This window comes from Phyllobacterium zundukense, assembly GCF_002764115.1.
GTDB classification, from domain to species: Bacteria; Pseudomonadota; Alphaproteobacteria; order Rhizobiales; family Rhizobiaceae; genus Phyllobacterium; species Phyllobacterium zundukense.
The window spans coordinates 3,480,448-3,500,386 of record NZ_CP017940.1; the positions used below are offsets into that span (position 1 = coordinate 3,480,448).

Annotated in this window: 18 protein-coding genes; 10 read left to right on the forward strand and 8 right to left on the reverse strand. The window is 56.9% G+C overall.

Annotation, left to right across the window (positions count from 1 at the left end; translation table 11 throughout):
• Positions 1–124 precede the first annotated feature (124 nt).
• Positions 125–1,501, reverse strand: coding sequence for an FAD-binding oxidoreductase (locus BLM14_RS17415; protein WP_100000545.1), 1,377 nt, complete (start codon positions 1,499–1,501; stop codon positions 125–127).
• An 85-nt stretch (positions 1,502–1,586) separates the two neighbouring features.
• On the opposite strand from BLM14_RS17415, the gene BLM14_RS17420 reads away from it, so the two are divergent.
• From BLM14_RS17420 to BLM14_RS17450, 7 genes are all read left to right on the forward strand, one after another.
• Positions 1,587–2,708: a GlxA family transcriptional regulator gene (locus BLM14_RS17420; RefSeq protein WP_100000546.1), complete on the forward strand. Its 1,122-nt coding sequence runs from the start codon at positions 1,587–1,589 to the stop codon at positions 2,706–2,708.
• 272 nt (positions 2,709–2,980) lie between these two features.
• Positions 2,981–3,496, forward strand: coding sequence for an Lrp/AsnC family transcriptional regulator (locus BLM14_RS17425; protein WP_100000547.1), 516 nt, complete (start codon positions 2,981–2,983; stop codon positions 3,494–3,496).
• Between the two features lie 143 nt (positions 3,497–3,639).
• The gene (locus tag BLM14_RS17430) at positions 3,640–4,428 is read left to right on the forward strand and encodes an ABC transporter substrate-binding protein (protein ID WP_100000548.1); all 789 of its coding nucleotides are present in this window, start codon (positions 3,640–3,642) and stop codon (positions 4,426–4,428) included.
• Positions 4,429–4,535: 107 nt separating this feature from the next.
• Positions 4,536–5,213, forward strand: coding sequence for an amino acid ABC transporter permease (locus tag BLM14_RS17435; protein WP_100000549.1), 678 nt, complete (start codon positions 4,536–4,538; stop codon positions 5,211–5,213).
• Positions 5,210–5,884: an amino acid ABC transporter permease gene (locus tag BLM14_RS17440; RefSeq protein WP_100000550.1), complete on the forward strand. Its 675-nt coding sequence runs from the start codon at positions 5,210–5,212 to the stop codon at positions 5,882–5,884. Before BLM14_RS17435 ends, BLM14_RS17440 begins: the two co-directional genes overlap by 4 nt.
• Before the next feature lie 34 nt (positions 5,885–5,918).
• Positions 5,919–6,647, forward strand: coding sequence for an amino acid ABC transporter ATP-binding protein (locus tag BLM14_RS17445; RefSeq protein ID WP_100000551.1), 729 nt, complete (start codon positions 5,919–5,921; stop codon positions 6,645–6,647).
• Between the two features lie 118 nt (positions 6,648–6,765).
• Positions 6,766–8,049, forward strand: coding sequence for an NAD(P)/FAD-dependent oxidoreductase (locus tag BLM14_RS17450; RefSeq protein WP_100000552.1), 1,284 nt, complete (start codon positions 6,766–6,768; stop codon positions 8,047–8,049).
• A 158-nt stretch (positions 8,050–8,207) separates the two neighbouring features.
• On the opposite strand, the gene BLM14_RS17455 is transcribed toward BLM14_RS17450, so the two are convergent.
• The 4 genes from BLM14_RS17455 to BLM14_RS17470 are packed head-to-tail and all read right to left on the reverse strand — an operon-like array spanning position 8,208 to position 14,693.
• Complete coding sequence (locus BLM14_RS17455) at positions 8,208–9,446, reverse strand: alpha/beta hydrolase (RefSeq protein WP_237143396.1); 1,239 nt, start codon at positions 9,444–9,446, stop codon at positions 8,208–8,210.
• Complete coding sequence (locus BLM14_RS17460; RefSeq protein WP_100000553.1) at positions 9,443–12,547, reverse strand: efflux RND transporter permease subunit; 3,105 nt, start codon at positions 12,545–12,547, stop codon at positions 9,443–9,445. The genes BLM14_RS17455 and BLM14_RS17460 overlap by 4 nt, the downstream gene beginning before the upstream one ends.
• Positions 12,544–13,629, reverse strand: coding sequence for an efflux RND transporter periplasmic adaptor subunit (locus tag BLM14_RS17465; protein WP_100000554.1), 1,086 nt, complete (start codon positions 13,627–13,629; stop codon positions 12,544–12,546). Before BLM14_RS17465 ends, BLM14_RS17460 begins: the two co-directional genes overlap by 4 nt.
• A complete protein-coding gene (locus BLM14_RS17470) occupies positions 13,626–14,693 on the reverse strand; it encodes an efflux RND transporter periplasmic adaptor subunit (protein ID WP_335672081.1) in 1,068 nt (355 codons plus the stop codon). The genes BLM14_RS17465 and BLM14_RS17470 overlap by 4 nt, the downstream gene beginning before the upstream one ends.
• A 154-nt stretch (positions 14,694–14,847) precedes the next feature.
• Here BLM14_RS17470 and BLM14_RS17475 point away from each other — a divergent pair, with 154 nt between their 5' ends.
• Both BLM14_RS17475 and BLM14_RS17480 read left to right on the forward strand, forming a co-directional pair.
• The gene (locus BLM14_RS17475) at positions 14,848–15,516 is read left to right on the forward strand and encodes a TetR/AcrR family transcriptional regulator (protein ID WP_100000555.1); all 669 of its coding nucleotides are present in this window, start codon (positions 14,848–14,850) and stop codon (positions 15,514–15,516) included.
• A gap of 49 nt (positions 15,517–15,565) precedes the next feature.
• On the forward strand, positions 15,566–15,922 hold the full coding sequence (locus BLM14_RS17480; protein ID WP_204251971.1) for a TetR/AcrR family transcriptional regulator: 357 nt from the start codon (positions 15,566–15,568) through the stop codon (positions 15,920–15,922).
• A gap of 169 nt (positions 15,923–16,091) precedes the next feature.
• On the opposite strand, the gene BLM14_RS17485 is transcribed toward BLM14_RS17480, so the two are convergent.
• Complete coding sequence (locus BLM14_RS17485) at positions 16,092–17,021, reverse strand: LysR family transcriptional regulator (RefSeq protein WP_100001455.1); 930 nt, start codon at positions 17,019–17,021, stop codon at positions 16,092–16,094.
• Between the two features lie 99 nt (positions 17,022–17,120).
• On the opposite strand from BLM14_RS17485, the gene BLM14_RS17490 reads away from it, so the two are divergent.
• Complete coding sequence (locus BLM14_RS17490) at positions 17,121–18,014, forward strand: NmrA/HSCARG family protein (protein WP_100000557.1); 894 nt, start codon at positions 17,121–17,123, stop codon at positions 18,012–18,014.
• A 166-nt stretch (positions 18,015–18,180) separates the two neighbouring features.
• Here BLM14_RS17490 and BLM14_RS17495 read toward each other — a convergent pair whose 3' ends face one another.
• Together BLM14_RS17495 and BLM14_RS17500 are read right to left on the reverse strand one after the other, a co-directional pair.
• Positions 18,181–18,855, reverse strand: a complete 675-nt coding sequence (locus BLM14_RS17495; RefSeq protein ID WP_100000558.1) for a methyltransferase family protein — start codon at positions 18,853–18,855, stop codon at positions 18,181–18,183.
• Between the two features lie 183 nt (positions 18,856–19,038).
• Positions 19,039–19,719 (reverse strand): redoxin family protein, encoded by a 681-nt coding sequence (locus BLM14_RS17500; protein WP_100000559.1) that lies wholly within the window; start codon positions 19,717–19,719, stop codon positions 19,039–19,041.
• Between the last annotated feature and the right edge of the window lie 220 nt (positions 19,720–19,939).

Consider the following 19,939-nt stretch of genomic DNA (forward strand, 5'->3'; position numbering starts at 1 on the left):
GCACCGCGATGAAGGTCCTTCGTTAAGGTCCGCAATGCAAGCGAAAGGGGTCGAACGAGTTTCAGCAAAATGGGCAAGGGCGAAGTTTCGCTTTCAGAAACTGAACCAGGTAGTCTGACGGGTCTCATTCCGGCAGAATATTCTGGTTCAGGCGGAAGAGATTGTCGGGATCGTAGGTCCTTTTGACCTCCTGAAGCCGTGCATAGGTTTCCGCACCGTATGCGTCCCGCACGAGATTGTCGCCCTCCCCGAGCCCGGGAAAGTTGAGGTACATGCGGCCCGTGGAATGGCGCTGCATTTCTTGCCAGACATCGCGAACCCAACTGATGTTGGCATCGTCATCGCCAGAGTTGGACCAGATCGCATCGAGGCTGAGCATGTAGGGCATGGATCGATCACCAAACGCGGTGGCGGCGGAGGCAACACGCTGCACCGCACCACCAAATTTCCAGATCGAAGCATAGGTCATCTCAGAAGGACGCTTCGCCAGGTGCACGGTGATCGCCTCAATAACATCGTCGTCCAGGTTCCTAAGGTACGTCGATTTCCAGTAGCAGCGGTCCCGGCCCTTGGGAAACAACCCGTCATAGAGGGTCTGCAGGACGCGGTACGGCATGCGGCCGCTGAAATCGAGCAGTGGTTCGCCCAAGCTGCGCAAAGGCTGCATGACACGCTCTCCTTCCTCGGCCAGACCATCATAGACGGTGGCGAGTGCCAACACACGTTTTCCCCAAGTGTCTTCGGGATAGGCTGGATCACGGGGAATGGTAGAGAACTCCGCCAGACCGCTCACCCGGTCCGGAGCCGTCGCCATGTAGTCGCGCCATTGCGGAAGAATTTCATTGGCCCGCTCCTCAGGATAGGCGGGAGCGCAGAACATTGTCTCGTCGACGATCGGGTGGAGACGGAACGCAAAATTCACGACAACGCCAAAATTGCCGCCTCCCCCTTTCAGCGCCCACAGCAAGCCCGGATTCTCCGTGTCGCTCGCATGGATCAGACGGCCGTCGGCGGTGACCACGTCGGCGGCAATGATATTGTCGCAGCTCAGGCCGTGCGTACCCCGGAGCCAGCCAATGCCGCCGGATAGGGTTAGTCCGGCAACGCCTGTCATCGAAATCAGCCCGCCTGGGGTGGCACGCCCGAAAGGTGTGGTTGCGGCATCCACGTCTGCCCATGTGGCCCCGCCTTCAACATAAGCCTCATCCAGTCTAGGTGCTATCCGAACGGCATTCATGAGCGACATGTCGATCATGAGCCCGCCGTCGCATGCGGCATAGCCGGCGACATTGTGTCCGCCGCTTCGGACGGCGATCGCAAGGTCATGAACCCGCGCGTAATTGACCGATGCCAGCACGTCGGCCGCATTGCGGCAACGGGCAATCAGGGCTGGTCGCTTGTCGATCATCCCGTTCCACACGATACGGGCATCATCGTAGGCAGCAGCTCCCGGCTCAAGCAGTTCGCCGTGCAATACGCGGCGGAGTTCGTCAAGTGTCATCTTAGCTCCTCCTGTAACAGGGAACCTAGCACTGCCGGATGTTCGGTACTAAAGTCGGAAATGCTGAAAGTCGGTCAATTCTGCCATGCCCGCATCGAATAGTCGTATCAATGTCGCCATTCTCGCTGTGCCGGAAGTTACGGCATCCGCGCTGTACGGCATGTTCGATCTGTTTTCTTCTCCCGGCCGTGATTGGTCCTTTATCGTGACGGGCGAGGCTGGCGAACAACGCATGTACCCATACATCGCCGCCCGCACGAGAAAACGGTTCCTTGCCGCGAATGGAATCTGGGTGAAGCCCGACTATGATTTCAAATCATGCCCGAAGCCGGACATCGTGTGCATCCCGGATTTCTTCGTCAATCCTGGTGACAGCATAGCCGGAAGCTATGATCCCGAGGCAGGGTGGCTTAAGCAGTCCCATGCGAATGGCGCCATGCTGGCAAGCGCCTGTTCAGGTGCGGTGCTGCTGGGTGAAGCCGGGCTTCTCACCGATTGTGAGGCGACAATTCATTGGGGCTATGTAGCGACTCTCACGAACAACTATCCGGGCGTTAAGGTCAGGATGGATCGGTCGCTCGTGCTGAGTGGCGAGGCGCAGCGCATCGTCATGGCGGGCGGCGGATCGAGCTGGCAGGATCTTGCCCTCTACCTTATCGCCCGTTTTGTTGGTCTAAAGGAAGCGATGGAGGTTGCCAAGGTTTACATGCTGCAGTGGCATGACATGGGTCAGCAGCCATTTGCATCGCTCATGAGCCTGCGACAGACGACCGATGCAGTGATTAACAGATGCCAGGAATGGCTGGCAATGAACTACAAGACACGCGCCCCGGTCGCCGCCATGATAGCACGTTCCGGACTGCCGGAACGCTCGTTTATCCGCCGCTTTGCCAAGGCGACGGGCATGAAACCCCTCGACTATGTGCACGCGCTGCGGCTCGAAGAAGCCAAACAAATGCTGGAAACCACCGATATGCGGATCGAAGCCATAGCCAATGAAGCCGGCTATGAGGACACGAGCTTCTTCGGCCGCCTGTTCCGCCGCTCGACGGGCTTGTCTCCGGCACACTATCGTCTTCGTTTTGGCTCGTTGCACCAGGCACTCAACACAACTAAAAAATTTGATGAAACTGATCTGCGCGTTGAGATTGAGTCCGCAACCGGCCTAATAGCGGTCGTTGAGGACGCGACGAAAGGAGTGGACTAGCGAACCGCAAGGGCAAGAAGCCCTTCAAATTACGCTCTGATTCCGGTGTTTGTTCAAGACCGTAACGTGCGGATGCCGATAACAGGCGAATTTCGAGCACTTTCGATTGTAGCGTAATGTCTATTCGCTCGAGATGATGTGGTTGTCTCGTGTTTAATCCTCATTCATGACAACGGACAGTCAAAACATTGCATTGGAAAAAATTTAGTATATATACTTCCAATAATAGAAATACATCCTTCCAATTTTTTCAATTTATGAAAGTGTGGCGCTTGCGAGAGCATTTGGATCAAACGGATCGCAAGTTGGTCGAACTGCTGTCGCGAGATGCGCAGCTCGGTGTGAATCGTCTTGCTGAAAAGATGGCGATATCAGTGCCAACCGTGCGCTCGCGTCTTCGTAATCTCCTGAGCAAGAACCTTATCAAAATTGTCGGATTGCTAAATCTGTCTGAGCGACCCGAATTGATCTCTGCGATCGTCGGTATCAATGCCCGGGGGCATGGCCGCGCCCGCGAGATCGCGCTGCGGATAGCCGAGCTCCCGTTCGTCAACTCGGCCTGTGTTGTAACCGGCCGTTTCGACATCATCGTCGATGTCGTCGTGGCTGGCGATGTCGCTGACCTCTATCGCGTCACCAGCGAACTAATTCCGGGAGTGGGTGAGCCGGGAGAGATCACGCGCACCGAAACGTTCGTTGTCATGGCTGCGTGCAACAAATGGGTGAGCCTGCCCAAGGGCTGTTGGTCGAGCGGCATAGAAGCGTCCTCGCGCGAAGTGTCGTCTTGAAACTAGGTGATCAAAACGCACATCGTAATTCTTGATATAAAAAATACTATTGCGACGTTTCCTGGTGAGGACGATTGCGGACGTCAGAAGCAAATAGCCCAAATAGGGTGGGAACATAATAAATATAACACGGAGGAATACCAATGAAGATCGCCAAACTATTTATAGCAGGACTTGCGCTGCTGACCACCGCCAGCCTCGCAAACGCCGGAACTCTCGACGACATTACCAAGCGCGGAGAACTTCGGGTCGCTGTTCAGACACAAGGGCCTCCCTTTTCCATGGTCGATCAGGCTGGCAAGCGCACCGGCAGCTCGGTCGAGCTTGCCGAACTGATGGCGAAAGAAATGGGCGTAAAAATCACGTTCCAGGATTACGATTGGGACGGCTTGATCCCGGCGCTTCTTTCCGGCAAGGCCGATCTGCTGGTTGCGGACATGACCCCGACACTGGCACGAGCGATGAAAGTCGCCTTCACCAAGCCTTTCATGTACACGGGCAGCACTGTCTTCGCCAAGGCAGACAGCAAGTTCGGGACAATGGAAGCATGCAAGGCGAAAGGCACGAAGATCGCCGTGCTCCTCGGCGCGACGGGTGAGAAAGTGGCAAAGGCGACTTTTCCGGATGCCGATATCAAAAGCTACAAGGGTGGCGGTCCGCTCCTGCTTGATGCGATTAATAACGGCCAGGCCGATTGCGGCGTGAACGATGTGTCGGCGGTCAAGGGTCAGCAGGCTGCCTATCCAGCCGGAAGCTTCACGATCATGCCGGAAACTCTATCGAAAGAACCCCTCGCTTTCGCCACGCGCTACGACGAGCAGGATCTCCTTGTCTGGATGAACCTCTTCCTCGATCAGGTCGCCCTCGATGGCCGTCTGCAGAAGAACCTGGATTACTGGGTCAATTCTGAAGACTGGAAGAAAGACCACTAGCCAATTGTGGTTGCGGACGGTTTTACATGGGGCCTGTCAGGTCCCATGTAAGCCATCCGACCGCTTTGTGACTGCGCTCGTTTCGCCGCCTGAGGGATCGTCCCGGCATGCTTGAAAACTTCAGCTTTCGCACCATCGTCGAATACCTGCCCTTGTTCGGGGAGGGATTCGTCGCGACGCTTTGGCTCTCCATCGTTTCGTTTGCAGGTGCTCTTGCTGTTGGCATCATCCTGTGTGCGATGAACTTGCAGCGCTCACAGGTGCTGAAGCTTCCCGCCAAGATGTATATCGACGCGATCCGTGCGACGCCGCTGCTGGCACAGCTTTACTTTCTCTATTTCGGCCTGCCCCGACTGGGCGTGGTGTTGCCGGAGCTCTTCGTCGGCATTCTGGCACTGTCCCTGAACAGCGGCGCCTACATTGCCGAGATCATCCGTGCCGGCATCCTGTCGATCTCGCGCGGACAGGTAGAGGCTGGCGTGGCTTCAGGTATGACCTATGCCCAGCGTATGCGTCTTGTGATCTTGCCGCAGGCCATCCGGGTAACCATTCCACCCCTCCTCGGCCAGGCCATCGTTCTGGTGAAGGACTCCGCATTGCTCTCACTGATTTCCGTTTCGGAACTGACACGAGCCGGTCAGCTTCTTGCCTCCGACCGCTTCATGCCCGCTGAGGGTTTCATTACGACTGCCGCGTGCTATCTCGTGCTCTATTACGGATTGAAGTTACTGGCGGTTCTGTCGGCAAGCTGGCTCGGCGTGCGACCGATCGGGAGCCGCACATGATCTGGTTCCAGCTCCAAAGCCTGATCGGCAGCTACCCTCTGGCATTGCGCGGTCTTGGCATGACTGTTGCCCTGTCCGGGATAAGCCTTGTGCTCGGTACCTTGATCGGGTTCACACTCGGCGTCTTAAGAACGAGCCGCAACCGGTTGATCAGTAGGGTCATCGGGGTCTGGATCGATCTCATCCGGGGAACACCGTTCCTCGTCCAGATATTTCTTATCTTCTTTATCCTGCCGGAATTAGGTGTGGAACTTGACGCATTCACGGCTGGCATCATCGCGCTGACCAATCTCGCCGCCTGCTTCATTTGCGAAATCGTTGCCGCCGGCATCCGTTCCGTGCCGACGGGTCAGGTCGAGGCGGCGCTCGCGTCCGGCCTGTCACAGTGGCAACGGATGCGGCAGGTGGTATTGCCGCAAGCGATGCGGGTTTCCCTGCCGCCGCTCGTTGGGCAATACGTTCTCCTCATCAAGGATTCGTCCGTCGTCTCCGCTATTGGCCTGACGGACCTTACCCGTGTCGGCTGGCTCGTGGTTCAGCGCGTACCCAACGGGCTGCTCGTGTTCGCCATTGTCGGCATCGGCTATTTCGCCGTGTGCTATCCGCTCATCCTGCTCGCCCGCCGGCTGGAGAGACGCATGAATGCTGCCCACGGCGAGGTGCAACTGTGAAGTATTCGAACTCCACCAATGAAGGCAGCCTGATATGATCGAATTTCGCGGCGTCAACAAATGGTTCGGAGCGCTCCACGTTCTCAAGGACATTACGCTCAGCGTCGAGCCGCGTGAGGTCGTTGTCGTATGCGGGCCGAGCGGTTCGGGTAAGAGCACCCTCATCCGCTGCATCAATGGTCTTGAGACGATCAAGGACGGCAGTCTTGTGGTCGATGGACAGCGTTTGGGTGATCGCGCCACCAACATGACCGAATTGCGCACGGAGATTGGCTTCGTTTTCCAGTCCTTCAATCTCTACCCGCATAAGACAGCGCTCGAAAACGTCACGCTCGCGCCGATCCATGTTCGGAAAATTCCACGCCCTGAAGCCGAATCTGCAGGACGCGAAATGCTGGCGAAAGTCGGACTGGCCGAGAAATTCAATGCCTATCCTGCCGAACTTTCCGGCGGTCAGCAGCAGCGGGTCGCCATTGCCCGCTGCCTCTGCATGCGCCCAAAAATCATGCTGTTCGACGAGCCCACTTCGGCACTCGATCCTGAGATGATCAGCGAGGTACTCGACGTGATGGTAGGAGTGGCCGAAGAAGGCATGACCATGATGGTGGTGACACATGAGATGGGTTTTGCCCGTAAAGTTGCACAGCGGGTCGTATTCATGGATGAAGGCGCGGTTGTTGAAACCGGGACACCCGAAGAGTTTTTCTCCGACCCTAAAACTCATCGAAGCCGCGCCTTCCTGAGCAAAATCCTACGTCACTGATCGGTCGAAGCATCAGGAGATAGTCGAAGCATCAGGAGATATATGTGGCACAGCGTTTTCAATCGCTTCGCCCCTATCAGCGATCACCCGCCTCACGGCAACCCATAAGCGAGCGCGAATGAGCTATATCGATACTTTCTACCGGCGAACCATCGACGACAATTGCGCCTTTCCAGTATTGTCAGATATTGCGGAATGCGACACCTGCGTCATCGGAGGTGGCCTCGCAGGCATAACGACAGCTCTGCAATTGCTACGCGCGGGCCAGGCAGTCGTTATACTGGAAGCCGAACGCATCGGCTGGGGCGCTTCCGGACGCAATGGCGGTTTTGTCAGTCCGGGTTATGCCAAGGACGCCGATGCGATCGAGCGTGCCGTGGGCGCTGACCACGCCCGCAAACTGCACGCCCTGTCGATCGAAGGCATGAAATTTGTGCGCGATACAATCGGTGAATTGGACATTGTCGCCGCAGCACCCACGCACGGAATTATGCGCGTAGTTCGTTACGAGAACAGCCAAACTCTTCTCGCGCGTGCTGACTATCTCCAGCGCGAATTCGATTATTCTGTCGAGTACATGAGCCGGGACCAAGTGCAGGATGTCCTTCGCTCGAAACGCTATTTTCAGGCGCTACGCGATCCGCAGGCGTTTCACATACATCCGCTCAATTATCTTCGCGCTGTAGCGCGGGAAATCGAGCGACTGGGCGGAAGAATATTTGAAGGCAGCCCGGCCTTATCATGTGATTTCAGTCGATCCGAGAAAATCGTCCGGACGGCTCGGGGAGAGATAAGAACGCGGCGCGTCGTCGTCGCAGGCGGAGGGTATACGACGGGACTAATTCCGAAAATGAAACGCAGCTTTCTGCCTATCGCCACCTACGTCATGATGACAGAAGAAGCTCCGGATCTTATTCGCCAAGCCATCACCACGACCGACGCAGTTGGCGATAATCGGCGAGCCGGGGATTATTATCGCGTCGTCGAGGGCGGCAAGCGTCTGCTCTGGGGCGGGCGCATCACCACGAGGGCCGCGTCATCTGCAGCCCTAGCCGCTGAACTACGCCGGGAAATGGCGCGCACCTATCCGCAACTCGCTGACTTGAAAATCGAAACTTCCTGGTCAGGGCTGATGTCATATGCACGACATCTCATGCCCCAGATCGGGCAACTGCACCCGGATGTGTGGTACTGCACGGCATTTGGGGGTCATGGACTGAACACGACAGCGATTGGCGGCAAGGTGATCGCTGAGGCAATCCTGGGCGAGTCCGATCGCTATGAATTATTCAAGCCGTTTGGTCTTGTGTGGGCTGGAGGCATTGGCGGCTTGACCGCTGCGCAACTCACCTACTGGAAACTGCAAGCACAGGATTGGTGGCGCGAACGATCGTCTGTGTGACCGCGCTGAGCAATCTACGATCATCGCGACCTATCCAAGAACCATCAGACGGCGACCGTTCTGAGCAGGGATTTTGAATTGGCGCGTAGAACGTGAGGCGTTAGCTCTTCGCCGAGCCACGCCAATTCGCAAGCGGTGTCCCACGATGGCCTTATACCCTAGTATGCTATTTGCCCGCTCAACGATTGGGAAAGTGAAGTGCCGACCTGCTGAAACTGCCGAGTAAACTCGCGACGCGCAGCAGGACTGACTATGGCGGCTGGCGCCGTCGCTGCCGCACCCGCAGTTGAGCCCACCACCCGCATTGTTCCCAGTGCGGTTATCCCGACCCGGTCGGCAAGTGTGACTTCGCCTGTATCGAGCGACTGCCCGGACAGGCGCTTACCGAGAAGCTGCACCATTTCCGGACTTTCGGCGAAGGTGTTGTGAGCGAGCGGATCGCCCGCCTTGACGTCTGTTGTATCAATGACGGTGATGCCGAGGGCCTTGAGTTGGGATGCGTAAGGCCGCACATCGGCAGAACCGACACGGTCAACATCACCTGAAATCCATTTGGAAACGGCGAGCGCTCGATCGCCCCTTGAGGCGAAGATTGTAAATTGCGGGCGCTTAGGGCCCATTTCGATGAGCTGGCGCCGGAACACATCGACATCGATATCCGGCCATGCGAGGACGACGTTCCTGATCTTTGGTGAGATGCCATTGTCTCGCATGGCCATGCCACGCAGCGCTTCCACTGCAAGCCAGCTTCCCATCGAATGGGCGAGAACCGTGACCTCGGTTACATCGGGACTTTTCGCCGCCTGACGAAGTAGCTCTTCCAGTGCAAAACGGGAAAAGTTCGTGCTCTCCTTGTCATAGACATAATCGAACACGCTCGCTCGCGACGGCCAGGTGAACAGGACGGGCGCGGCATCCGTCCCGGCATCATGCGCAATCTGCGCGAAACGATAAACTGCGTCGGAATAGGAATTGTTGAAGCCGTGTACGAAAACAAGGACGCGCTTCTTTCGTCCCTGGTTGTGTTTTAGCCAATCGAGGACCTGACTTTCAGAGCCGAGTTTTTCCGTTTTGAGCGTCACAAAGTCCCTCGCGGGATCACCTGGGAGCCGGGCGGGCCACTGGATCTCTCCGATTTTCCGCTTCTTGTCGGGTGGTACCGAGACGACGATATTTGTCAGCGAAATTGCTTTTCCGCGCTCGCCGGAGAAGAGTTCGCCCGGATCGGTTACCGGTTCCCGTGTCGTCGCGACGAGCATGTCCACCCTACTCGCATCCGGCGCAGTCCCTGCGACCGGCGCAAGCACGTTTCCAGGATGCGTTGCACAAGCCGAGAGCATGAAAGACAGCGCGATGGCGGTATATCTCACAGGTTTCGACGGTTTGCCCACCTTCATAGGCTCTCGCTCGCGATCGGACTGTCTGCTACCACCTCCGAATGGCCGGCAGGCGAACTCGTTCCCGGCGCCTTGATCCGGAACCAGGCGATGTAAAGCGCTGGCAGGAAAAGAAGCGTCAGTACTGTTCCGACGATAATGCCGCCCATCATCGCATATGCCATCGGTCCCCAGAAGATTTCGCGGGCTATTGGAATGAGAGCAAGGCTGGCCGCGGCAGCCGTCAGCATGATCGGCCGCATCCGGTGTTCGGTTGCTTCGACGACGGCACTCCAGGGGTCTTTGCCCTCTCGTCGCAATTCCTCGATTTGAACAACGAGAATGACCGAGTTTCGGATCAGGATGCCGATCAGCGCCAGAATGCCGAGCAGTGCGACGAAACCGAGAGGTGCGCCACTTGGCAGCAGCGCCGCAACCACACCGATGATGGCCAGCGGCGCAACAGCGAAGACAAGGAACAGTCGCTGGAAGCTTTGCAGCTGGATCATCAGAAGCGTGACCATTGCAAACAGCATCAGGGGGGCAACTGCGGCAATCGGGGCTTGAGACTTGCTGCTTTGTTCGACAGCGCCACCAACAACGACACCATAGCCAGCCGGAAGCTTCTCGGTAAACTCCTTCACTTTTGGAGCCAATTGCGAAACAACCGTCGCAGGCTGAAGTGCACCGGGTATACTTGCTTTCACGGTGACTGTGGGCTGGCGGGCGCGACGCCACACGACAGGCTGCTCCAGCTCATAGTGGAAGTTGGCAACGGCAGCGGCGGGTACCGATTGGCCATTGCTGGTCGGCAATTCGATATTGCGAAGCTGGTCAATCGATCCCCGTTCATCGGCGCGGGCACGCGCCACAACGTCAACCAGATAGATAGAATCCCTGACCTGTGTGACCGTGGTGCCTCCAACGACCGCATTCAATGCCGAGGCAATGCTCTCGGACGTAATGCCGAGCTGCCGAGCCTTGTCTTGCAACACATCCACCTTGATAACGCGCGACGGTTCGTTCCAGTCAAACGTGATGTCGCCGATCGACGGGTTCTCGGCAAGGAGGTTCGCCATCTGTTGCGAGAAATTACGTACTTGCTGAAGGTCCGGGCCGCTGACGCGGTACTGAACGGGTCGTCCGACCGGCGGACCGATATCAAGGAGATGTACAAAGGCATCGGTGCCGGGAAACTGGTCCTTGAGCCATTGCTGGAATTTATCCCGCAACTGGTCACGTGCTTCCAAACTCTTGGTTACAATGATCGTCTGGCCAAAGAATGGATTGGCAGGCTGAACATCAAAGGACAGTACGAATCGGATGGCACCCTGTCCGACATACGAACTCCAGTGCTCGATATCGGGATTTCCCGCCAATTGTTCCGCCTCGAACTTATCCATTTGCGCCTTGGTTTGAACGATCGAGGCGTTCTGCGGCAGGTTCCAGTCAACGATCAGTTCATGCCGGTCGGAACTGGGGAAAAACTGCTGCTGCACATGGCCCATGCCGTAGAGTGAAACGGCAAAAATGGCGACTGTCACGGCAATTGTCGCCCAACGAAACCGCATGCAAAGCAAGAGAATGCGTTGAAACAACCGGGCAAACCAGCCCGGATTGGCATGCTTGTTCTTCATCGTCTTGGGCAGAAGTGTTACGCCGAGCAACGGCGTAAAGATCACGGCGACAACCCAGGATACAATGAGGGAGACGGCGATAACCACGAACAGTGTGTAGGTAAATTCACCAGCGGAACTGCTGTTGAGGCCGACAGGAATAAAGCCCGAAACCGTCACGAGCGTTCCCGTCAGCATGGGAAAGGCGGTGGATGTATAGACATAGGTGGCGGCTTTTCGTAAAGAGTCTCCCGCCTCCAGCCGAGCCACCATCATTTCAACAGCAATCATGGCGTCATCGACAAGCAAACCAAGGGCGATGATCAGCGCTCCGAGCGATATCCGCTGGAGAGAGATGCCCATATATTCCATCACCATGAAGGTGATGGCGAGAACAAGTGGAATAGCCAGTGCGACGACAAAGCCCGCACGCATGCCGAGGCTGACGAAACTGACGGCCAGCACGATGGCCACGGCTTCAAAGAGGGCCCGTGTGAAACCGGACACTGCCTCTTCCACGATCTGCGGCTGATCGGAGACCAGATGGACCCCAACGCCGACCGGAAGGTCAGCGGTAATCTGCTTCATTTGTGCTTTGAGATGTTCGCCGAATTCAAGCAGATTGCCGTTCTGCTTCATGCCGATTGCAAGGCCGATAGCCTCCTTGCCATTCACGCGAAATAGGCTCGTCGGCGGATCAACATAACCGCGGGTTACTTTGGCGACGTCGCTCAGCCTAAAGAAACGATCGTTGACCCGCAGATTGATCGCCTCAAGGCTTTTTTCCGAGGTAAACTGGCCGTTGACACGTATCATTACCCGCTCTGGGCCGGTCTCCACGACGCCGGACGGGGTGATTGCATTTTGTGCCTGCAGCGTGCTGATGATGGCCTGCTGGTCGAGGCCGAGTGCGGCGATCTGCTTGGTCGAAAATTCGAGATAAATGACCTCGTCCTGTGCCCCAACCAGTTCGACCTTGCCGACATCGGGGACGGTCAAAATCTTCCGTCGCACATCTTCAACATAATCGCGCAATTGCCTACGGCTCAGACCATCGGCGGTGAACCCGTAAATGTTTCCGAAGACATCACCGAACTCATCGTTGAAGAAGGGACCGACAACGCCCTGCGGAAACTCTCCGGAAATATCGCCGATCAAGTTGCGCACACGGATCCAGGTCTGGGTCACCGCCTCTCCGCGCACGGTATCCTTGAGATTCAGGAAAACCGTTGTTGAGCCCGGCGAACTGACGCTGCGCGTGTAGTCGAGGGTATCGAGTTCCTCGAGCTTTTTTTCGATCCGCTCGGTGACCTGGGTTGTCGTATCGTCGATTGAAGCTCCCGGCCATTGCGCCGAGATCACCATAGTCTTGATGGTAAAGTTGGGGTCTTCTTCACGCCCGAGATTGATGTATGAAAGAATCCCGGCAATTGTGAATATGATCATGAAATACCAGACGAGAGAGCGGTGTTCGAGTGCCCACTCGGAAAGATTGAACTTCTTCATAGTGACTTCCCGTCTGTCATCTTGATTTTCTGACCCTCGCTCAGGCTGTGAACGCCAGCGGTCGCAATTCGGTCGCCATCGACCAGCCCTTCGACCACCATGGCCTCTGCGTCGGTACGGCCGTCCAGCTTGACCTCTCTGGTCGAGACCGTCCCAAGCTTTCCATCGACGAGCCAGACAAGGGCCTTGCCGTCCTTGTCCAGAATTGCCGTGGTCGGAATGTGTATTCGTGAATCTGCCGCAGTGGCGAGATATGCTGTAATTGTCGTACCCAACCTGAATCCTTCCGGCGGTTGCTCGAGCGTAATGCGCGTGCGGCGCGTACGCGTTGCCTCGTCGGCCTGCGGCGCGATCTGCCGCACGGTGCCGGTAGCGCGAATTGACGGATCAATCTGCAAGTTGACCTGGAATTTGCTGCCTACCTTGATAGTTCCCGCAATGGCTTCGGGGATATCGACGACTGCTTCCCGAACATCCGGCCGCGCGACAACGGCGACCAGCTGGCCCGCGGTGACTGTCTGTCCAACTTCCGCCTGGAGGGATGTGACAACGCCGTCAAAATCGGAGCGCAAAATAGCGTAGCCAAGGTCTTCCTTCACCTTCGTCAGATTCGCTTCGGCCTGAACAACGGCAGCGACGGCGGCTTCGTGAGCCTGTTGCGCTTGATCGAACGTTGCTTCGGTCGCCGAGTTCCGGCTCAGAAGTGCTCTTTGGCGATCTTCCGTTGTGGCTGCATTGGTAAGTTGTGCCCTCGCCGACGACAAGCTAGCTTCCGCTAACTGCACCGCCAACTCGAGGGCGAGCGGATCGATCGCTGCCAACTCCTGGCCATTGGAGACCTGATCACCAACTGAAACCTCGCGGCGAACGATGCGACCTAGTGTTCGAAAGCCGAGCTGGGTTTCAAAACGGGCTTCGACTTTTCCAGCAAACCCCCGAATTTGCACCGGCTGAATCTTCACGACCGTGGACAATACCGGTCGCACGATGTTCGGCTCCGCAGCATCCTGTTCTTGCTGGCATGAGGCGAGAACGCATGCCGCAAGAGCAACGCTCGCACCATAGACGAGAAAGCGTCTCATGGTTGAACCTCGCTCTTAACCGCAACAATCTGCGAAGGCCGAAGCCGGTTTCCTCCGGAGGTCACGACTTGCTCACCGGCCTTCAGACCACTCCCGATAACCACATTCATCGACTCATATGCTGCCACATCGACCTCACGCAGGCTGACGGCGCGGGTTTGCGGATCGATGACCCACACCGCCGGCTTGCCGTTGTCGGAAGCCAGCACCGAGGAAGGAAGGATCGCCGCGCTGACCGTAGGGAGCTTGGCCGTTCCCACCACGACCGAACCCAGCGCCATTTTGGGACGCGGGTCTTGGACAGAGACTTTTACCCGCACCGTACCGGAAGCATCGTCCACCGTAGGGGAAACTTCCCTGATCACTCCCTCGCTGGTGATCAATGGGTCTTCGAGCAGAGCAAGCTGGACCCGGCGATCGCCCAGATTGCCTGTCACCGACCCCTCAAAGACATTGAAAACGGCATCCCGCGGTCCGTCCACGGCAACCGTGAAGGCGGTGGACGCGACCTGCATTACCTGCCCAACTTCAATGTGGCGAGCGGTAACAATGCCTGAAGCATCCGCCCTGAGCTCCGAGTAGGAGAGCGTATCGTGGGCGGTATCAAGCTGGGCCCTTGCCGCGTCGAGCGACCCTTGCGCGGTTCGTTGTGCTTCTTCTGCGCTGTCGTAGGCGCTACGAGTGGTAAAGCCCTGTGCAAGAAGCGCCTTCTGCCGATCGAACGCCGACGATGCCTGTCGAACCTGCGCTTCCGCCGAACGCACAGCCGCTTTGGCCGCTGCAAGGTCGGCCTGTTGCTGTTTGGGGTCGATTCGCGCCAGGAGATCGCCGGCCGCGACATGATCGCCCACATCCACAAGCCGCTCGATCACTTTGCCACTCACTCTGAATGACAGGTCGCTGTCTATCCTGGCCCGTATTTCCCCAGACACAGATACGGTCTGTAGATAATCCGAGAATGCAACCTTAACCGCCTCCACGGGAGTCGGCGATCGAGGAGGAGCGTTATCTGGCTGGCAACCGGCTACTAGTACCAGCGCGAGCAGGCTTATTCGTGTCAACAATTCCCGATTGTGTCGAGCGGACGACTTAACGGGCGATTGGGTTGGTTCAGACCACATGATGAGAGATCCCATGAAAAGTGAATGCGGTATATTATTGACTATCCGTTCAGTCAATGTTTAAATTACAGGAATTGAACGGCATAAGGATGGGAAAATGGTCGGAACCAAACATGCGCGGGGGCCTGTCGTGGTAGATAACGAACTCGGGCCGCGAGCCCTCCGCAAAGCGCAACGCCCGCAAGAAATCCTTCAGGCTGCCTTTGAGGAATTCGTTGAGCGCGGCTATACCGCAACACGAATCGAAGATGTGGCCGCGCGCGCAGGCGTCACCAAAGGCACGATCTATCTCTATTTTCAGAACAAGGAAGAACTGTTCCAGGACGTCGTTGGAAAACTCTCGCAACCGGTCTTCGACGAAAACCAATTCCTGGAGCAGCACCAGCACCGGTCGTGCAATGAGCTCGTGAGACTATTTCTCGATACGCTCTACGAGCACATGACCGTCAATCCGCATTCGCGCGAAATTCTTCGTTTCCTCATTGCCGATGGCCGGAGTTTTCCAACACTCGTATCGACCCATTTTGATCAGTTCGTCAAACCGCTGCTGACGATGTTTGATCGGATTCTCCAGAAGGGTGTACGAGAAGGCGTCTTTGAAATTTGGGCCGAGGACCATATTAGCCAAATCTTGATCAGCCCGGCTTTGACCTACGCAATCGATATGCTCCTGAGCGCGGATAATACAAAGCTGCCTGAACTCCCGATCTATATAAATACGCACTATGAAATGGTGATGCGCACCGTTCGCAAAGCTTCGGTTTGATGCTGCCGGAAACCATGCAGCCTCGCGATCGATCGGAGGCACTTCAGCAGTGACCAATTCGAGACGCAGTGCGATTACAATCAATCAAATTCTTGATGCTGCCGAAGACGTTCTTCTGGCGCACGGAATTACAGGTTTGACCTTGAATGCAGTCGCAGAGCAGGCAGGGATGACCAAGGGCGGATTGCTCTATCATTTCGGAACAAAGAATGATCTGGAGCGAAGCCTCGAAGGACGCTTTGTCGCCCGTATCGAGCACAGGCTCTCGAAACTGCAACCCGGCGCCAGTTACTTTTCTTCCGCCGTGCTCGCAGAGATCTGGGACGATTGGCAAAAGGGAAAGGAACGTTTTGCATCCTTGATCCTGAGTGCTGCCAATGGTTACGCCCAGGAGGGCGAACAATAAAGAGACGGCCGCTATCCAGGAGCCTCTTTCGCGCCGACTTGGCCGTGCGGAGGCTGATAGGCACGCCCCCGACAATGAACGTGCACGATGTTTCAGCATATTGCGTTTTCACGTTATAGCTTTCGCCGACCTTTATCAGGAAGGTTAGTATCCACCAGGGCCTATCTCGTTACGTTGGCCCGCCCGTTTCCACACAAAAACCCAATTTCGGCTCGGCGGTGCTCCACCACTCAGCTGCAAGCTCGATGAATGCCTTGACCAGGGGCGAAAGGTGTCGGCTGCTCGGGTATACGACATACAGGCCGCCGATCGGTGTCGTGTAATCGTCAAGAACGCGGCGCAACCGCCTGTCCTTGATAGACGCCTCGGCGACCCGGTGGGGTAATTGGGCGATGCCGTAGCCAGCGATTGCAGCGGCAATTACCGCCTGCATTTCGTTGGCGGCGAAGCGTCCAGACACCGTTACCGTTTCCTGGCCATGCGAGCCTTCCAACACCCAGTGCGCATGGGCTGTCGACGGGCCCGCGATGACGCAGTGATGGCCGGCGAGGTCCGCCGGAACTACCGGCACGCCATGACGCGCGAGATAGTTCGGGCTGGCGCACAGAACTCTATGGGTAGAGCCGAGCTTGCGGGCAATCAGCGTGGAGTCTGGAAGGGTCCCGGTGCGGAATGCGAGGTCTATACCGTTCTCGACCAGATTGAGCTTGTCGTCGGTCAGGCGCAACTCGACTTTGGTTTTCGGATACGTCGCTAGAAAATCGAAAATCGCGCTGGACAGAAAGTAACCGCCAAAGCCGACTGGAGCCGATATCCGGATTGTGCCCGAAGGTTCTGCTCTCGCTTCCGCGAGCCGTAGATTCGCATCTTCGATTGTCCGCAGCGCCTGGCTGCTCTCCTCGTAGTAGAGACGTCCTGCATCCGTCACATTGAGGCTGCGTGTCGTCCGCTGAAGCAAGCGGACTCCGACCTCACGTTCAAGCGCGGCAATGCGGCGGCTAACCGTGGTCTTCGGCATGCCCAGCAGGCGCGCGGCGGCTGTAAAACTACCGGCCTCGATGACGCGAGCGAACACCACAATATCGTTAAGATCGAGCATTGTATCCATTATTGGGACGATGTTTCCCAATTATAGACCATTATGGTTTAATGTGACAGGTCCTAACTTTGCTCCATTGGAAACGAATGGAGCAGACATATGACTACCAAACGAAGCGTTCTGGTTACCGGCGCTACTGGTCAGCAAGGTGGAGCGGTTGTGCACGCACTGCTATCGAGAGGACATCGCGTCAAAGCACTAACCCGCAAGCCGGACGGCGAAGCCGCTCGGCGCCTGGCGTCCGCAGGCGCCGACGTCGTGGCCGGCGATCTCGGTGATGCGACATCCATTCTAAGAGTCGCAGGCGACGTCGACACCATGTTTTTGATGGGCAACAGCTACGAGGCCGGTGTAGAGGAGGAAATCCGCCAGGGGATCCTCGCCGCCGACGCTGCGAAGGCTGCCGGCGTCGGACATTTGATCTACTCGTCCGTCGCCGATGCAAATAGGAAGACCGGCATTCCGCATTTCGATAGCAAGTATCTCGTCGAGAAACATGTCGCCGGGCTCGGCATCCCCTACACAATCAGCGCGCCGGTCGCCTTCATGGAGAATATCGTCGCGCCGTGGTCGATCGATACGCTGCGCCAAGGCACGCATGCTTTCGCGATGCCTCCCAAACGCGTCCTTCAACTGGTAGCCTTGGCGGATATCGGGGCTTTCGTTGCCGCCTTGGTTGAGCGGCGCGAGCACGTGTTCGGCAAGCGTTTCGATTTCGCCGGGGATCAGTTATCCGGCGAGAAGCAGGCGAAAATCCTCTCGCAAGCCATCGGCCGCCTGATCAACTATCAGGAAATCCCGCTCGCCGCGGCTCGCCAGCAAAGTGAGGATGCGGCACTCATGTTCGAATGGTTCGACGGCGTCGGCTACGACGTCGATATCGCCGCTTTGCACAGGGATTTTCAGGAAATCCGCTGGCACAGTTTCGCCGACTGGGCGCACAAGTTTGACTGGAGTATTCTTGAACGGACATCTCCTACTGAGTTCCTATAGACATCCCGGGCAATGAAACCTGGGCGGAAGCGGATCAGCAGCAACCGGCAGCTGGGGTTCGCTTTCCCACCCATTGCAGCCGTTCGATCTGACGCGGGCGAACGGCAGCTGGCTGTATAGCAAAACCACCGGCGACCGATGGACGCAAGAAAACCAAGTCGCTCGCTCACCATAGACCAGGCACAAGCCGGTATCTGACTTTCCCAGTGTAGTCCGAATAGCCTTCCAGCTCGTGTCGCAGCATCGTTTCTTCGTCAAGGATGCGCAATATCAGAACGGGCACGTCAAGCAGCATGAGCAATAGTCCCCAGTAGGAACCCAATGCGAGTGGCACACCAACAACCAGAATCAGCACCCCGACATACATTGGGTGCCTGACCCACGCGTAGGGGCCGGTTGAGATGACTTTTTGGCCCTCCATCTTTTCGATCGTCGAAGCGCCGTAGCTGTTCTCACGGAAGACCAGAAGATTGATCATGAGCCCCAAAGCCACCAATGCGTTTCCCAACACCGAGACAAAGGATGGTACGTGCGACCATCCGAATCGATAATCAAGTGCAGAAACAACCGGCAAAGCAATGGCACCAGCAAGGGCGATTGTTATCAATGTCTTTTGCGCCGGGCGTGTTTCAGCAGCCGGCCCGGCTTTCAGGCGGCGTTCCAGCAGCGCTGGATCTTTGATTGCGAGATAGACACCAATGAGATTTGTCGAGATCGTGAAGACAATTATGAAAGCCCAGCCCCGCCAGTAGTTCAGCGTCCCGGCTGATCCGAAAATGATTCCGCCGAGGACAAAAAGCCCGACAATGGCAGTTCTCAGAGTTCGAAGGGCGAGATTCATTGCAGGCATTCCATTGGTGATCAACTTATTCGAACGAATTGAGAGCGCCGACCTTTCGGTTCTGGGATCTCCACTGTTTTCCGGCTCGACTGCTCGCTTTCAAGATTCGCCAGCTTGAGCATCGCGACGATGGTTTATCCACAGAATCACGCGGGTGATGGTCATCGACCGAGTTTCTCGCCGTCAATGTGCGACTTGGGAAGCTGCCGACATCAATTCTTCGGGATTCAGCGCCCGGCACACATTCCGGCCTTCCCCTTCAACTTCTGTGAAGCTCCAGCGCACCACACCTTCTCGATCGAGCAGGAAATGGCCGACAAGCTGCATATGTCCGGGTATCCTCATCTGCTGATCGGCTTCTGTGATCTCGTACCCATCCTTCTCGCTGAGAAGATCGCCCGCGGCCGCCGGATCCATCGGTTCAGGCAACTCCCCCGGCCGATCAACCCGCATTGTCATGACCACATCCATTCCGACTTTGTAAGGCCATCTGGTCTCATTCTGCGTGAACTCAAGGATGGGTAAGCCGAAGGCGCGGTGTGAAGCTCGCTCCGGGTCGGATGCAGCAAGAAGACCGGATATCGGATGATAGCGGAAATAGTGTCGCGCTCGTTCGACCGGGGTGTTTACCACCGCTAGAGAGTCCACGCCTTTCTCGCGCAGGGCCGGGATGAGCTGTGCCATAGCCGCGACATGGCGTCGGCAGAACGGGCAAAGCAGGCCTCGAAACAAACCTATCAACAACGGGCTGCGGCCGCGAAATTCATCAAGTGCGACCTTCCCCTCGCGTGAGATCGCATCCAGCACGATGTTCGGAGCCAGATCGCCCGGCTGTAACGGATGGTCCAGATAATGCGCAGACATGGACAACCTCCTCGCCCGAAGGACCAGTCAGAGACAACACGACAAGTGCTTCGAGGTCGGCTGTGCGGCGCGCATTCGGCTTGACACCGCGGCGACTGGCATAGCGCGCCCTTGCTACCGTGACAGCGGCGGTTGCCGCCAACTTCGCCGTCCGGCTATCCGGACATCCCGCTAGGTTCGATGCTAGCACTCGCCGCAATCCGCGACAAGAATACCTTTG